General features: G+C 47.2%; 16 protein-coding genes and 1 pseudogene. 10 read left to right on the plus strand and 7 right to left on the minus strand.

Going from position 1 to position 14,926, the window contains the following annotated elements:
• Positions 1-34: 34 nt before the first annotated feature.
• The 6 genes from ACR1UW_RS14395 to zapA are packed head-to-tail and all read right to left on the minus strand — an operon-like array spanning position 35 to position 5,584.
• A complete protein-coding gene (locus ACR1UW_RS14395) occupies positions 35-199 on the minus strand; it encodes a hypothetical protein (RefSeq protein WP_171698049.1) in 165 nt (54 codons plus the stop codon).
• Between the two features lie 13 nt (positions 200-212).
• Positions 213-620: a DUF350 domain-containing protein gene (locus ACR1UW_RS14400; protein WP_033010786.1), complete on the minus strand. Its 408-nt coding sequence runs from the start codon at positions 618-620 to the stop codon at positions 213-215.
• A gap of 14 nt (positions 621-634) precedes the next feature.
• A complete protein-coding gene (locus tag ACR1UW_RS14405; RefSeq protein WP_498933853.1) occupies positions 635-2,989 on the minus strand; it encodes an endonuclease MutS2 in 2,355 nt (784 codons plus the stop codon).
• 20 nt (positions 2,990-3,009) lie between these two features.
• A complete protein-coding gene (gene polX / locus ACR1UW_RS14410; protein ID WP_498933855.1) occupies positions 3,010-4,734 on the minus strand; it encodes a DNA polymerase/3'-5' exonuclease PolX in 1,725 nt (574 codons plus the stop codon).
• Positions 4,735-4,776: 42 nt separating this feature from the next.
• Positions 4,777-5,316: a CvpA family protein gene (locus ACR1UW_RS14415; protein ID WP_014196490.1), complete on the minus strand. Its 540-nt coding sequence runs from the start codon at positions 5,314-5,316 to the stop codon at positions 4,777-4,779.
• Positions 5,309-5,584 carry a cell division protein ZapA gene (zapA, locus tag ACR1UW_RS14420; protein WP_014196491.1) on the minus strand — a complete coding sequence of 92 codons (276 nt, stop codon included), beginning with the start codon at positions 5,582-5,584 and terminating at the stop codon, positions 5,309-5,311. The genes ACR1UW_RS14415 and zapA overlap by 8 nt, the downstream gene beginning before the upstream one ends.
• 111 nt (positions 5,585-5,695) lie before the next feature.
• Here zapA and rnhC point away from each other — a divergent pair, with 111 nt between their 5' ends.
• Positions 5,696-6,625, plus strand: coding sequence for a ribonuclease HIII (gene rnhC / locus ACR1UW_RS14425; RefSeq protein WP_498933857.1), 930 nt, complete (start codon positions 5,696-5,698; stop codon positions 6,623-6,625).
• A gap of 118 nt (positions 6,626-6,743) precedes the next feature.
• On the opposite strand, the pseudogene ACR1UW_RS14430 reads toward rnhC, so the two are convergent.
• A pseudogene (locus tag ACR1UW_RS14430) lies at positions 6,744-7,157 on the minus strand (RNA-guided endonuclease InsQ/TnpB family protein); the annotation flags it as partial.
• Here ACR1UW_RS14430 and ACR1UW_RS14435 point away from each other — a divergent pair.
• The 9 genes from ACR1UW_RS14435 to ACR1UW_RS14475 all read left to right on the plus strand — a co-directional run bounded on the left by ACR1UW_RS14435 (position 7,156) and on the right by ACR1UW_RS14475 (position 14,896).
• Positions 7,156-7,545: a hypothetical protein gene (locus ACR1UW_RS14435; RefSeq protein WP_047818836.1), complete on the plus strand. Its 390-nt coding sequence runs from the start codon at positions 7,156-7,158 to the stop codon at positions 7,543-7,545. The pseudogene ACR1UW_RS14430 and the gene ACR1UW_RS14435 sit on opposite strands and share 2 nt — an antisense overlap.
• 27 nt (positions 7,546-7,572) lie before the next feature.
• Positions 7,573-8,130 (plus strand): VanZ family protein, encoded by a 558-nt coding sequence (locus ACR1UW_RS14440; RefSeq protein WP_498933859.1) that lies wholly within the window; start codon positions 7,573-7,575, stop codon positions 8,128-8,130.
• Positions 8,131-8,219: 89 nt separating this feature from the next.
• Positions 8,220-9,353, plus strand: coding sequence for an IS4 family transposase (locus ACR1UW_RS14445; RefSeq protein ID WP_064214037.1), 1,134 nt, complete (start codon positions 8,220-8,222; stop codon positions 9,351-9,353).
• A gap of 294 nt (positions 9,354-9,647) precedes the next feature.
• Positions 9,648-10,061: a FliH/SctL family protein gene (locus ACR1UW_RS14450; protein ID WP_498933861.1), complete on the plus strand. Its 414-nt coding sequence runs from the start codon at positions 9,648-9,650 to the stop codon at positions 10,059-10,061.
• A 552-nt stretch (positions 10,062-10,613) separates the two neighbouring features.
• On the plus strand, positions 10,614-11,144 hold the full coding sequence (locus ACR1UW_RS14455; RefSeq protein ID WP_498933862.1) for a dTDP-4-dehydrorhamnose 3,5-epimerase family protein: 531 nt from the start codon (positions 10,614-10,616) through the stop codon (positions 11,142-11,144).
• Positions 11,145-11,238: 94 nt separating this feature from the next.
• Complete coding sequence (locus ACR1UW_RS14460) at positions 11,239-12,420, plus strand: IS701 family transposase (RefSeq protein WP_498933466.1); 1,182 nt, start codon at positions 11,239-11,241, stop codon at positions 12,418-12,420.
• Between the two features lie 214 nt (positions 12,421-12,634).
• Positions 12,635-13,258: a dTDP-4-dehydrorhamnose 3,5-epimerase family protein gene (locus ACR1UW_RS14465; RefSeq protein WP_237419652.1), complete on the plus strand. Its 624-nt coding sequence runs from the start codon at positions 12,635-12,637 to the stop codon at positions 13,256-13,258.
• 26 nt (positions 13,259-13,284) lie between these two features.
• The gene (locus ACR1UW_RS14470; RefSeq protein WP_434407121.1) at positions 13,285-13,533 is read left to right on the plus strand and encodes a histidine kinase; all 249 of its coding nucleotides are present in this window, start codon (positions 13,285-13,287) and stop codon (positions 13,531-13,533) included.
• Between the two features lie 121 nt (positions 13,534-13,654).
• On the plus strand, positions 13,655-14,896 hold the full coding sequence (locus ACR1UW_RS14475) for an MFS transporter (RefSeq protein WP_434407123.1): 1,242 nt from the start codon (positions 13,655-13,657) through the stop codon (positions 14,894-14,896).
• The last annotated feature ends 30 nt before the right edge of the window (positions 14,897-14,926 follow it).

Below are 14,926 nucleotides of genomic sequence, written 5' to 3' on the forward strand. Positions count from 1 at the left end.
CATCAAAAAAAAAACGCCTCGCCTGAGCGAGACGTCACCAAAACCAGTACACCAAACCAATGAAGAAAAAGCACGCGCAAATGACAAACAAGATTTTCGCCAGCACATCGACCGACCGGTTGCGCACCGCCATATACGCGATGCCGGCGATCAAAAGCAGCCCGACGGCGATCAACAACCATTTGACTACTGCGTTCATTCGTTGTTCCCCTTTACTGAATCCCTTCGCCGATGACAAACGACAAACCGACGGAAATGACCATCGAGATAAAGCCGACCGCCCGGTTGTCGTTGGCGATTTCATCATCGATGTTAAACTTCGGCGTCAAAAATTCATAAATAAAATACGCTGCGAGCAGAAGCAAAAACCCGTACACGCCCCAGCCGACCATCGACAACAGCGACTCATGGTGGGCGAGCGCGTAACGAAAAATATTGGCAATGCCAAAAATCTTTCCGCCGGTTGCCATCGCCACCGCCATATTGCCTTTTTGAATTTCTTCCCAGTTTTTATACTTCGTGACGAGTTCAAACACGGCCAAAAACACCACGATGCACAGCACGGCGACGCTGAAATTGGCAGCGGTTCTCACCATTTCGTGCTCCCAAAACGGCGCCATCATTCTCGCCCCCATCATTTCAGTTCCACGACCGTCACCCCGGTCCCGCCTTCATTCGCCTCACCAAATCGGAAGCTTTTGACCGCCCGGTGCTGCTTTAAAAACTGCTGCACCCCTTGGCGGAGCGCGCCTGTCCCTTTGCCGTGGATGATGGAGACGCGCGCATATCCGGCGAGCACGGCGTCATCCAAGTATTTCTCAAGCCGAAGGAGCGCGTCTTCGTACCGTTCGCCGCGCAAATCAAGCTCAAGGCTCACATGGGCGTCCTTGCCTTTCACGGTCGCAATCGGCGTCACGTCGTTCACCGGCGCGCTGCCGATGTATTCTAAGTCACGCTCGTGAATTTTCATTTTCAAAATGCCGAGCTGCACTTGCCATTCATCGTCCGACACTTTTTCGATCAAGTAGCCTTTTTGGTTGAGGCTCGTCACCTTCACTTCATCACCCGGCTGGAATACATGGCGCGGCGCCTGTTTTTTTGCTCTTTTCCGTTTCTCGACTTTCGGCACGGCGGCGGCGAGCCGCTGTTTTGCCTCGGCGAGCTCGTGTTCTTTCACTTCCGCCTGCTTTTCTTTTTGCAGGCGGCGCAGTTCATGAATCACCCGCTCGGCTTCGCGCTCGGCGGCGCGGATGATGTCCGTTGCCTGCTTCGCCGCTTCAGCCAGCCGCTCTTCTTTTTCCTCTTCGAGCGCTTCGAGCTTTTGCTCCCACTCGGCGCGCAGCCGCTCCGCTTCCTCCAGCGCCGCGCGCGCCCGCGCTTCGTCTTCCTCGGCTTGCTTTTTGCTTCGTTCGAGCGACGCGATCATGTTTTCCACGTTATGGCTTTCCGCGCTCACTTGCGCTTTCGCCCGCTCGATAATCCGCTCATCCAACCCCAAGCGGCGTGAGATGTCAAAGGCGTTGCTGCGGCCGGGAATGCCGATCAATAGTTTATACGTCGGACGGAGCGTTTCGGTGTCAAATTCAACGCTCGCGTTCACCACCCCGGGTCGGTTGTAGCCGTACGCTTTCAATTCAGGATAATGCGTCGTCGCCACCGTCCGCGCCCCGCGCCCGTGCACTTCATCCAAGATGGCGATGGCAAGCGCCGCCCCTTCCTGCGGGTCGGTGCCCGCTCCGAGCTCATCAAACAGCACAAGGCTTTGGCCATCGACATGGCGCAAAATGTCGACAATATTGACCATATGGGACGAGAACGTGCTCAAGCTTTGTTCGATCGACTGCTCGTCGCCGATATCCGCGTACACTGCGCGGAACACCGCCGCTTCCGATCCGTCGGCCGCCGGGATAAACAGCCCCGCTTGCGCCATTAATGTCAACAAGCCGACCGTTTTCAACGTCACCGTTTTCCCGCCGGTGTTTGGGCCTGTTATGACGATCGTCGTATAATCGCCGCCGAGTTCAATGTCATTCGGCACCGCCTTTTCTTGATCAAGCAGCGGATGGCGGGCCTGCACAAAGCGAAGATAGCCTCGGTTATTGACCGCTGGCTTCGCGGCTTGCAGCCGGCGGGCGTATTTCGCCTTGGCAAACGCAAAATCGAGCGCCGCAAGCGACTCAACCGCCCGCGCAAGCGGTTCAGCCTGATCAGCGACTTTTGCCGACAGTTCGCGCAAAATGCGTTCGATTTCTTGCTTTTCTTTCGCCCGCGCTTCGCGGAGTGCGTTGTTCAACTCGACGACCGCCTGCGGCTCGATAAACAGCGTCGCCCCGGACGCCGACTGGTCGTGGACGATGCCGCCATAGGCACTGCGATACTCTTGTTTCACCGGAATGACATAGCGGTCGTTGCGGATCGTAATGATGGCGTCCGACAGCCGCTTTTGCGCCGACGGCGAGCGAATGATGCTCTCAAGCTTCTCGCGGATGCGCGCTTCCACTGACCGAATTTGCCCGCGGAGCGAACGGAGGCGGTCGCTTGCGGCATCCAATACCTCGCCATGGTCGTCGATCGAACGGCGAATGTCATGCTCAAGCGCCGGCACCTCCACGAGCTCATCGGCATAAATGGACAGACGATCCAATCCCCCCTGCTCTTCATGCAGATCCATAATCAGCCGTTTCATCTGCCGGCTTGCGGTCAAGGTGGATGCCGTTTCCACGAGTTCTTGCGGACTGAGCACGCCGCCGATCGCCGCCCGTTTCAAATGAGGGCGAATGTTGACAACTCCGTCAAGCGGCGCATAGCCAGCAAGTCGCAAAACAGCGGCCGCTTCATCCGTTTCCTCAAGCCAAGCGGCCACCTCCTCCAAATCGGATGACGGCATGAGCGCCTCGATTTTTTCCAAACCGAGCGGCGAGGACGCATGCTCAGCCAACTGCTCTTTCACTTTATCGAACTCCAAGGTGTGAAGCACTTTTCGTTGCACGTATCTGACCCCCAGCTCATTCATTTCGTTCGTTTGTCGCGCAAAAACTGCCGCAGCTTGTCAAGCGGCCATGTGTTGATGACCGTTTCGTTCTTGATCCAGCCTTTCCTTGCCGTCGCCACGCCAATAGCCATATCATCAAGCATGTCCAAATGGTGGGCGTCCGTGTTAATGGCAATATACGCCCCCGCTTCCTCGGCTTTTTTCACGTAAGCTGCCGACAAATCGAGACGGCTCGGGTTGGCGTTTAACTCAAGCACCGTGTTCGTCTCGGCCGCGAGTTTCATGAGCCGCTCGAGATCGACGTCATAACCGCCGCGCTGGCCGATGAGCCTTCCGGTCGGATGGGCGATGACATCGACGTACGGATTGCGAAGCGCCGCCTCGAGCCGCTTCATGATCGCCTCGCGCGGCTGTTTGAACGCAGAGTGAATGGCGGCGATGACAAAATCCAGCTCCTTGAGCACGTCATCATCGTAATCGAGCGTCCCGTCCGGCAAAATATCCATCTCAATGCCGGCGAGGATGGTAAAATCCGAATAGCGCGCGTTCAGCCGTTCGATTTCCTCGCGCTGGCGCCGCAATCGATCCGGCGTCAAACCGTTGGCGACTTTCAAAAATTGCGAATGGTCGGTGATGGCCATATACCGATAGCCGCGGCGGCGGCACGCCTCAACGAGCTCCTCAAGCGAACACGCCCCGTCGCTCCATGCCGAATGCATATGCAAATCGCCTTGAATGTCTTCAAGGCGGACAAGCGGATATCGGTCCGAATAGCGCTCGATTTCCGTGCCGTCTTCACGCAGCTCCGGGGGAATGTGCGGCAGCCCGAAATGGGCGTAAAACGCCGCTTCATCCGGGAACGTTTTCACCTTGCCGGTCGCTTCGTCTTCCACGCCGTATTCGCTGATTTTCTCCCCGCGCTCTTTGGCGAGCTGGCGCATGCGCACGTTATGCTCCTTCGATCCGGTGAAATGATGGAGCGCGGTCGCAAACTGCGCCCCGCTGACCAGCCGGAAGTCGACGGCCACATCGTCGTCATAGCGAAGCAGAAGCGACACTTTTGTCTCCCCAGCAGCGATGACCTCACGGACACGCTCAAAACGAAGAAGCCCGTCGCGCACCGCAGCCGGACGGTCGGTGGCGATGACATAATCCAAATCTTTCACCGTTTCGTTTACGCGCCGCAAACTGCCGGCCCGCGAGAAGCGAATCACGCCGTCAAGACAAGCAAGCTGGCGTTCCACATCCGCCGCGGCGGCGAGCACCCGAGCGAGCGGCAGCCGCTCAGGGCGTTTGCCCGCCTCCTCAATCGCCGCCAACAACTTTTCCTCCGTTTTCGCGCCGAAACCGGGAAGCTCCCGCACTTTTCCCGCCAGACACGCTTCTTTCAATCCATCCATATCGACAATACCGAGCTCTTGATGCAGCTTGGCGATTTTTTTGCCGCCAAGCCCCGGGATCTTAAGCAAGGAAAGAAGCGTTTCCGGAATATCGCGCTTTAATTCCTCGAGCACCGATGATGAACCGGTTTCGACAAACTCGGTGATGATCGCCGCCGTGCTTTTGCCGATGCCGGGAATGGCGGTGAAGTCGCCGATTTCCGCGAGGCTCCGCTCATCCGTTTCCAAGGCGTTCGCCGCTTTGCGGAAGGCGTTGACCTTAAATGGATTTTCTCCTTTGATCTCTATATACAGTGCGATCGTTTCAAGCAGGCGGATGACCTCTTTTTTATGGACGCTCATCCCCATTTCCTCCCTTTCCCGCAAAACCGCGGCCGCGCCCGGTCAGACGCGGCCATGAATCCACCAATGATTAAGCATGTCCGACAACACCGGCGTATGTTTCACAATCACGGTCGCCATAAGCGAACGCTGCAGCTGCTCCTGCACGCTGTCAATCGGCACGAGCGCCCCGATATACAACAGCAAAAAGACGAGCAAATACACTTCCGCAAACCCGAGCGCCGCCCCCGCCAGACGGTTGACGCTTCGCAAGAGCGGCAGTTGGGCAACGAAATCAAGCATCGAGCCGATGATTTGCAGGACGATTTTCACAGCAAAAAACAAAAGCGCAAAGGAAATCGCCCGATAATAGGCATCGTCCAAATGCGTGCTCTGAAACAGCAGCTTCATCGTCTCCGGATCGCCGAACGTCGGATACGGAATCCAAAGGCGCAATGTCGGCACAAACCGTTCATAATAGCGATAGGCGACGAAAAAGGCGATCAGAAACCCGGCCATATGAATGAATTGAAGGATAAAGCCGCGCTTCAGCCCGATCATCGCCCCCATCAACAGGACAAACAGCAGCACGACATCAATCATCCTGTTTCCCGTCCTTTTCCTGTTTCAGCTGTTCCGCCAGCCGTTGATATTGTTCTTTCAGTTTGAGATACTCACTGGCGATGTTGACGGCTGTCAACACGGCCAGCTTCGGCACATCAAGGAGCGGATTTTTCTCGCTGAATTCATGCATTTTATCATCAACGAACGCCGCCACGAGCCGGATGTGGGCCGGGCTTTCCGCGCCGACGATCGTGTAGTCTTGTCCATAGATGCGGACGCTCACTCGCGTTTTTGGCTGTTCTGTCAAGCTTTCTCCCCCATTTCGCCAAATCCTACTGTTTATCATATCATGAACGCTGGTATAATGGAAAGAAGCGACACACAGCAACGATAGAGAAGATAAAGGAGCGATCGAACGTTGTCAAACTATGTGATTCAAGCCGACCAACAGCTGCTTGACGCCTTGCGCGCCCACTATGAAGGCGCCTTGTCCGACCGGCTTCCGGCTGGAGCGTTGTTTGCCGTCAAACGCCCGGATGTCGTGATCACCGCCTACCGCTCAGGCAAAGTGCTGTTTCAAGGGAAAGCGGCGGAGCAAGAAGCAGCGAAATGGATATCAGGGGCGAGCGCCTCAAACGAAACAGCTGACCACCAGCCGTCCGCTTTGGCAGCTCATCAACTCGGGTCTCTTTCCGCCATCGGTTCCGATGAAGTCGGCACCGGCGATTATTTCGGCCCGATCGTCGTCGCCGCCGCCTACGTGGATCGGCCGCATATCGCCAAAATCGCGGCGCTTGGCGTGAAAGATTCGAAACAATTGAACGATGAGGCAATCAAACGGATCGCCCCCGCCATCATGGAAACCGTGCCGCATGCGGTCACCGTGTTGGACAATGCCGAATACAACCGCTGGCAGCGAAGCGGCATGCCGCAGACGAAAATGAAAGCGCTCCTTCACAACCGGACGCTCGTGAAACTCGTTGACGCCATCGCGCCCGCCGAACCAGAAGCAATCATCATCGACGAATTTTTAAAACGGGATTCGTATTTCCGTTACCTTTCCGATGAAGATCGCATTATCCGCGAGCGGGTGCACTGCCTTCCCAAGGCGGAAAGTGTCCACGTATCAGTCGCCGCCGCCTCGATCATCGCCCGCTATGTGTTTTTAGAGGAGATGGAGCAATTATCCCGCGCCGTCGGCCTCCTGCTTCCAAAAGGTGCCGGCGCCATCGTTGACGAAGCCGCGGCCCGGATCATCCGCGAGCGAGGGGAAGAGATGCTCGAGACGTGCGCCAAGCTTCATTTTGCCAATACGAAAAAGGCGCTTGACATCGCCAAGCACCGGTAATTGTTTCAATCACATCCATGGGAAACGGCAGCGTTGGCTCCGTTGCACAGGTCGACCCGTAGTAACTGAACGACACCGTTTCCCATCCTTTCCACATGTTTCGTTTTACGTTATGAAGAAACGTCCATGAGCCATCAAAATATTGTTCCATGCCTTTTGGTTCGAATGGCACTTTGATTCGTCCTTCTAGCGTATTGACAGAAAATACGCCTTGAACAAGCGAATAATCTCGATTCCAAACGAGGTCATATTCAGGCTTTTTAAAGCGAACCAATGTCCATTCATGACCATTGCTTTTTAGGGAACGGTATCTAGCGATCACCGTTTTAATCACAGATTGCGCCATTTGCGAACGCAAAGCGTAGTTTGATCGAAGTAGACAATAGGTCATGTCGTGTAACTTGGCTTGTACAAGCACTTTTGTGTCAAAAATCACAACAGATACAGCGTTGCACGCTTGTCGATAAGCGGAAAGGGTGGCTTTCAATACTTCTGCTTGATAAATTTTTGCACAAAAAGGAGGTTTTATGATGTTTAGAAAAATATTGGCTTTCAGTTTTTTAGCTGTTGTTTTATTCTCCTCGGTATTGACAGCTTTTGCAGCAAGCGGTACGTACGAATCGACGTACAGTTTGACCGGAGGGCTTAACAGCCGCACGTTTGATGCAAGTGCGACGCCAAAGTTTGTTGTGACAACATATCCATCAAAAGGATTAAAAGGAACAACCATGACTTTATATCTAAAGAAACAAGGATTCTTTGGAGATTCTGATATTGATAGCGGTACGGTTTCATCAACAGAAGTGGATAGCGTCACCCTTTATAAATCCGGTTCAGGTTCCGGTAAATATTATATAAGATTCAGAAACTTCACCGGAATCTTATTTGAGGGAAAAGTAAAAATTGATTACAGTTGGTAAATTCATGAACCAGGATTGGTGACATGCATGAAAACGATTGGATTCTCATTTGACTTACATCCACCGCTATTTATGATCGTTTTTGTCATATTATGTGGTATCACTTGCTTCATTTTGAAAAAAAGGAAAGCGAATATGACCGTTAAACAACTCTTCTTTGTCGCAACTACGATATTTTATTCTTTGTCTGTTGTCAAACTGACCTTACTCCCGATAACGATCAGCTTTGATAAAACAAGCTATCCGGACATGCCTTGGAAATACTATTATCAGTTGATCCCGTTTCAAACCATTATCTCTGCGTGGAAGCAAGGCAACCTTTTGCAAGTCGTGGGGAATATTGTTCTCCTTCTCCCGTTGCCGATTTTAATAGGACTATTGAAAAAACGCAGCACAGGCTTTTTTCGAACTTTGACGGTCGTCATTTCCGTAAGTTTGGGCATTGAATTGACCCAATTACTCATTAATTGTTTAACTGGAATTCCAAACAAAGTAGCGGACGTAGACGATTTTATATTAAATTCCATTGGTGGTTTGGTTGGATGGGCAACCATAAAACTATATTTTGTCAGGCGTGTTGATTAACCAATAATATCCATAAAAAACATAGAAAAAAGAGCACCTTTCCTGTAGAATGTAAGTAACAACACAAACAAACCTAGGAGGTGCTCTCTATGCACAAGCATACCACACTCCCAAATTTGATGCAAAAAATTGTTTCTGATGAAGATCTCCAGTCGATTACCGAAGCCGTTGGCTACCATGACACTTCGCGGACGTTTACGGTGCGCACGTTGGTTGATTTTTTTCTGCTGGCGGCACTTCACGAATGGAAAAGTTTCCGTCATGGTGCCGATGTGGCGAAAATGTACGGATTGCCGACGTTTCATTACTCGACGGTTTCTAAGAAAGCGAAAGAAGTTCCGTACGAGGTGATGAAGCGCTTATTTGCTTTGGTTGTTTCTAAGTGCAATCGCCAAACCCGCCGTTCGCTTCGCTTTCCAAAAGCATTGCGTATAGTAGACTCCACGACCGTCACCGTGGGGAAAAACCGCCTGACATGGGCACCCTATCATGGGGAACGATCCGGAGTGAAAATGCACGTCGCGTATTCCCCTGAGCAACAAATGCCGAGCGACATCGTAGAAACCGTAGGGTTGCGCCACGATGGACCGGTGGGAGAGCGGCTCACAGACGTACAAACGGTTCTTGTCGAAGATCGAGCGTACTTTAAAATTGAACGCCTCGATCGGTTTGTCGAACAGAAGCAACCGTTTGTGATTCGGATGAAAGACAATGTCGAGATCCATCAAAAAAAGAGCCTAAAGCGCCTTTCTTCCTCCTCTTCTTCTATTGTGGCGGATTTTACTTGCCAGTTAGGAACGAAACAATGTCGTTCCAAAAAGCGCCATCGCGTCGTGATCTTTCAGGATGCGAACGGGCATGAAATCCGTGTGGTCACGAACGTCTTAGAGGCATCGGCGGAAAAGATTGCCGAGATGTATCAAGAACGTTGGACAGTGGAAGTGTTTTTCCGATGGATCAAGCAATATCTAAACGTTCCGACCTTATTTGGCAACAACGAGCATGCGGTATACAACCAACTTTTTGCGGCATTTATCGCTTATGTGTTACTGAGATGGCTATATCATCGAACGGAAAAACGGACAACCTCGTCCCTTACCTTTCTTTCGTTTGTCCGTCGTTTTTTCTCTGGGCAACTTCCTCTCGAATGGAAATCCGAGATGGCAGCTGTCTTATTTGAGTATGCCCGAATATATGGGAGGAGTATGCCTAATTTTGGATAATCAACAGCCGTGATATTTTGTTTTGATAAGGGAGAAGAAGGATCAATCTTTTCACCTTCCCAATTCAGCGGACAACTCGACTAACTAATATGAGTCGTTCGTCGTGACAACAAAATAGGTTGCGCCCCTTCCTGACAAAGGTTAAATTCAGATCAAGGCAAAGGGGTCTTTTCGATTGCCTTCTTTTTTTCCACCCTCCCCCCATAAGATACGTGCCTGTCACGCCCCGAGGATTGTCGAGAGTTGTAGAAACAGAGAGTTGAAGAGATGTTTCGCGAATTGGAGGGAATCGCGATGACCGAGCAAGAGATTTTAGAAGCGTTAGAAGAATGGCAAAGTTTAAGCGTCGACCCTGAAAACCGCTACGCCTACGAAATGCGGCTCAAATGGCTCCTTGACCAACTCTCCAACATTCGCAGCAGTCGGGAGGAAGGACGGCAAGAGGGGTTAAAAGAGGGGTTAAAAGAGGGGTTAAAAGAGGGATTGAAAGAAGGGCTGAAAAAAGGAAGAGAAGAAGGAATCAAAGAAACGATCCGAAAAATGAGCGAAAAAGGAATGAGCATAGCACACATTGCGAATATTCTCGTTACTATTCAACGTTACCATTGTACGAGTTCTTGTTTCAAAAATCACGTAGGAGTAGATGACTCGACGGTCCGTCTAGTCATTAGATGGGGTCGCGTTCCGCGATGCCATCGATTAAATTAAAGGTCATTGCCGTTGTCAGTCCCCTTAAGAAAGGTCTAGGTTTAACCTAGGGGTGAGGCTGATGACGATGACCTCATGGACCGTTAGGTCATCTATGTGATGGAGTGTGACACAAGGTGTCACTCCCTTCCCAAAATGCGTCACCGTCATTCCTTTTTTATGCGTCCGAAAAGTCCAGAATGGAAGGATTTTGGTGAGAACATAATCATTTTTAGTATCCTCAATCAAAAGTGACCTCTAAAATTGGCGTATAACGCATTTTAAACAGCGGGGTAATGGTTTTATATCCCCTTGCCTTTAAAAACGCTCTACGGGCTTAATAAGCGGCTTAAAATCGATTATCGGTTTTATAAGCCCATAGATAGTCAGGAATAAATTAGTTTTCCATCGTTCTTTTTTATTCAACATAACATAAATTTATATTGTGTTGTAAAGTGAGGTTAATTTTTTATTTTTTATAAAAATTTATAAAATTTAGAAGGATTTTTTGTATTTCGGTAGTATTTACATATTAGAGAAAATAAAAACAAAAATGTGAGGAGGTTAATACATTTGAAAAGCAATGATCCTATAATTCAGAAGACTGAAATTGAAGGTCTACATTTTGAAACGAATTTATATACAACCTCTACAGATAATGGAATTTATAATGTCATTGCTAGTTCAGGACCAGGAATAACAGACCTCGTAACTCATAGCCCAAATTTCTACTACCTTCATTATGGTATACATGTTGGACAAGTAGATCGCCTAACTTTCTTTGGGGATTTAAACCAAAAAATCACTGGTTACTTTGTTGATTGCAGAAAAGGATCTCCTACTCTCCATAAACAAGTAGTATTAGAATTTTATCCTGATCCTTCAAAAAAATTATATATTGACAGAGGTATTGCTCACACCTTTGATGGTCTAGAAAATGTTTTAACTCGAGATGAACCAATATGGTATATGTCTGCTGGTAATAAAGATTACAACATAGCTAATGACGTAATTAATGTTAAACGTGATACACCATTAGATGATTTTCCTGTTGTGACAATAAATGAATTTCCTATACCAACTGTAGATGAGCAAATTTACTAACATAAATTTACAACCAAACAAAAAAGAAGACATGAACCCGATTCCTTGGTTAGAATAGATGTGCCACAACTATCCACAAGGAGGTTCATGTCTCATGAATAGATTAGCACATCATCAAGGAATTCACAAGTTTTTCACGATGTTGGGGTTGGCCCTTTATTTCTCGAAACCTGTGATGAAGCATCTCGTTCATATCGTGGATGCGATGATTACAAAGGGCTTTTCGGGAACGCTGACCGATCTACATCATGGGAGTTTTCATCCGAACCATCGCACGACACTGAGCCATTTTTTCACGAAAAGCCCATGGGAGGAAGAGACGCTGCTTCGCAAACTCCAGCAGTGGGTGCTTCATCGTGTCGAACGCAGCTCGAAACGAGAGAATCAACCCATTTTTGTTTCGATCGATGATACGATTTGCCAAAAAACGAAGCCCTCGTCACGGGCAACACACGCCATTCAAGGGTGTGATTGGCACTATTCTCACGTAGAGAAAAAGTCGATCTGGGGACATTCTCTCGTTTGGCTCATGGTTCATACGATGACTCAAGCGTTTCCTTTTGCCTTTCGCCTCTACGACAAGACGGTGGGGAAAAGCAAAGGGGAACTCGCGATCGAGATGCTTTCTTCGTTGGATGTGAGTCGCCCCGTTTATGTGCTCATGGACTCTTGGTATCCATCGAAAACCCTCGTGGGAGCCTGCTTGAAAAAAGGGTTCCACGTCATCGCGATGCTGAAGACGAATCGGATTCTCTATCCAAAAGGGACGGCCATTCAAGCAAAGGAATTTGCCAAATCTATGGAGCCACGGGATACCCGCCTCGTCACGGTGGGAAAAGAGCGTTATCGGGTGTATCGCTACGAAGGTGCGCTGAACGATCTCAAGGATGCCGTGGTGCTCCTCACTTGGAAAGCCGATCAGCCGATGACGCCGAAACATCTTCATTGCGTCTTGAGCACCGATCGCGAGCTAAGCGATGAAGAGATCTTGCGCTACTATGCTGCACGTTGGTCGATCGAATGTTTTTTCCGTCAAGCGAAAGACCAGCTGAAACTCGATGGATACCGCGTTCGCGGGCGTCGGGCGGTGAAACGGTATTGGATCTTGGTGCAACTTGCGTATGTGTACAGCATGTTCGAGTCTAACAGTGATTTTTCGGATGGGCTCGATCTCCTGCGCAAGAGAAAAGGACATAGCCTCGTGGAGTTCATTTATCGTGCAGCAAAACAAAATATTCCCATTGATACCGTGAAAAAACAGCTCCACGTGGCATAAGGGGTACCCTGTTTGTCTCTTTTTAAATGGTAATTATTGTAACGAAAATTGCTCAACTACAGTACCAAGAAAAGCATATGAGTTTGTTCTAGAGCTCCAGCATCTGACAATGGTCGAATTACAACATTATCCAACAAGAATACCAATTACCATTAATGGAGAGAAACGGTATGTAAATTTAAAGCCGAAAGTTCAGGAACAGAGGTGAAAATATATGGAACTTAGAATATTGGAAAAAAGTGATATAAACGGACTTCATTGGGGTAAGAACTATTATGTTCAAACTGGTCAAGAAAGTTTTACACTTGTTGCTAACCCTGGTCCATTAATCAGTGATATGATTTATTTTTCTATTGATTCTACAGATCATTTCACAATACAAGTGGGACAAATCGATCGCTTTACTTTTTTCGGAGACCCAGAACAGGAAATTACCGGTTTATTTGTAGATTGTCGTAAAGGATCTCCTACTTTACATAAAAAAGTAGAATTAAAATTCAAACCTGATCCTAGAAAACATCTTTATATTGAGAGAGGCATCGCTAAAATGTTTACCAACATGAAAAACATCACCGTTCGATCAGAACCTATTTGGTTTTCAACTAATGTCAACACAGAATATAACATAGGAAACGACAGGTTAATTGTACCAAGGGATACTGAATTAGAAAATTTCCCAATTGTACAAATAAATGAACTTCCTTTGCCTAATAGAGCTCTACAAGTGATTCTTGAGAGAGAACAACAAATTTTAAGGGAGAACAAGGAGTACCAACAATCCTTTGATCTTTATATGGGAGGTTCCAGAAGCAGGGTTACAATTAAAAAGCGAAATTAACTTTTATTGAAAGGAGGTGAGCAATAATGGCTTTAATAGAAAAAGTACATTCTTCTTTAGAAGAATTACAAGAGTTAGTGAATCAGACTACAGATCCATTAGAGCGTGAAGGTTTAATTGCCTTCATTAATTGTATCACTCCTCACTTAGAAACAGCCTCTGCTACTTTCTTAGGGAAAATCGCTCAAGTAATTGGTTCTGATATTTCAACAGCTGGATCTGTAGAGGAAGCTTTAGAGGCTTTAAAAGAGAACTTCGAGATTGAAATTGAGTAGGAGAGAAAAGCATTACAAATTTTCTCCCCTACCATACCATGTACTTAAAATCGGGAAATCCTCTATAATAGAGGATTTCTCGATTTTACCATATCATTTTAATTAAAGGAAGATGTTACATATGAAGGAAATATATAAAAATAAAGCATTTCTGTTCATAACCTCGAGTCATTTTATACATAAAATAGCAGAAACTCTTTATGATCTAGCCATCCCTTTACTGGTTTTACATGCAACAGGCTCTTCTTTACTCATGGGAGCAATGTATGCATTGGGCTTTTTTGCTGAATTTTTAGTTAGCTTCTTTGGTGGAGCGATCGTAGATAGCGTAAATAGAAAGAAATTATTAATGTTTATATCCACCCTACAAGCTTTATTCATTAGCATACTTCCTATATCTGCTTCATTTGAATTCTTTAATATAATAATTATTTTTTTAGTTGCGTTTGTTCTTGATATTTGCATCGCTATATATAGAATTGCGGATATATCTATTATTCCTCAATTAGTTGAAAAAAAACATTTACCTGAAGCTAACGGTATTATGCAAATGGCAATTTCTACAGCAGAGGCTATAGGTCCAGCTATATCTGGATTATTAATCTCTACAATGGGATTATTTAACTCGTTATGGATAAATTTCGCAACTTTTATCATGTTGTTAACTACATTATCTTTAATTAGATATCAAAAAACGGAACCAAACAATAATATTTCTTCTCCTAAACAACTATGGTCTTCGAGCATTCAAGGACTCCACTATACATTAAGAAATCCCTTGTTCAGGTTAATATTAATTTGGAACTTGTTTGTTAACTTTGGACTGAGTGGGGCTGTCCTAATGATTTTGTTTCATTTGAAAGAAATAATAGGCCTAACAAGTTCTGAAATTGGTCTTGTTATGACAATGTCAGCATTAGGAGGAATTACTAGTGGAGCGCTATTCTCAAGGATTCAAGCTATTTTTAGCTCAGGTAAAATGTTATTAATGTCATCATTGACAACTTCTCTAGCATTATTCCTTTTTCCTTTCCAAGATAATTGGTTTTTTTCTGGTATTATGGTCTTTATACTAATGTTCAGTGTAGGACTAAATTCAAGATTAATTCATTTACTATTTCAATCTAGTGTTCCAGCTAATAAATTAGGGAGAGTAATAAGCGCCTCTAGATTAATATCTACCCTCTTAGCTCCTGTCAGTGTGCTCATTGCGGGATTAATTGCAAAAATAAATTCTGATTACGTATTTATTGGTGGCTCCATAATAATCGCTATATCAACCATCATTGCTTTAAATACAAACCTTAAGGAGGCAAACTGGTCTGTAAATGCGAAATCTATTGCGAATACAGAATCACAATAAACATTTACATATTTAACCCGTGGTGCTAGT

The organism is Geobacillus lituanicus, from assembly GCF_050994965.1.
GTDB classification, from domain to species: Bacteria; Bacillota; Bacilli; order Bacillales; family Anoxybacillaceae; genus Geobacillus; species Geobacillus stearothermophilus.

Bases quoted from the DNA above. Each gene is read 5' to 3' on its own strand.
- ACR1UW_RS14395 (WP_171698049.1), bottom strand. From the start codon at position 199: ATGAACGCAGTAGTCAAATGGTTGTTGATCGCCGTCGGGCTGCTTTTG.
- ACR1UW_RS14400 (WP_033010786.1), bottom strand. From the start codon at position 620: ATGGCGCCGTTTTGGGAGCACGAAATGGTGAGAACCGCTGCCAATTTC.
- polX (WP_498933855.1), bottom strand. From the start codon at position 4,734: ATGAGCGTCCATAAAAAAGAGGTCATCCGCCTGCTTGAAACGATCGCA.
- ACR1UW_RS14415 (WP_014196490.1), bottom strand. From the start codon at position 5,316: ATGATTGATGTCGTGCTGCTGTTTGTCCTGTTGATGGGGGCGATGATC.
- ACR1UW_RS14435 (WP_047818836.1), top strand. From the start codon at position 7,156: ATGTTTAGAAAAATATTGGCTTTCAGTTTTTTAGCTGTTGTTTTATTC.
- ACR1UW_RS14440 (WP_498933859.1), top strand. From the start codon at position 7,573: ATGAAAACGATTGGATTCTCATTTGACTTACATCCACCGCTATTTATG.
- ACR1UW_RS14445 (WP_064214037.1), top strand. From the start codon at position 8,220: ATGCACAAGCATACCACACTCCCAAATTTGATGCAAAAAATTGTTTCT.
- ACR1UW_RS14450 (WP_498933861.1), top strand. From the start codon at position 9,648: ATGACCGAGCAAGAGATTTTAGAAGCGTTAGAAGAATGGCAAAGTTTA.
- ACR1UW_RS14460 (WP_498933466.1), top strand. From the start codon at position 11,239: ATGAATAGATTAGCACATCATCAAGGAATTCACAAGTTTTTCACGATG.
- ACR1UW_RS14465 (WP_237419652.1), top strand. From the start codon at position 12,635: ATGGAACTTAGAATATTGGAAAAAAGTGATATAAACGGACTTCATTGG.
- ACR1UW_RS14470 (WP_434407121.1), top strand. From the start codon at position 13,285: ATGGCTTTAATAGAAAAAGTACATTCTTCTTTAGAAGAATTACAAGAG.
- ACR1UW_RS14475 (WP_434407123.1), top strand. From the start codon at position 13,655: ATGAAGGAAATATATAAAAATAAAGCATTTCTGTTCATAACCTCGAGT.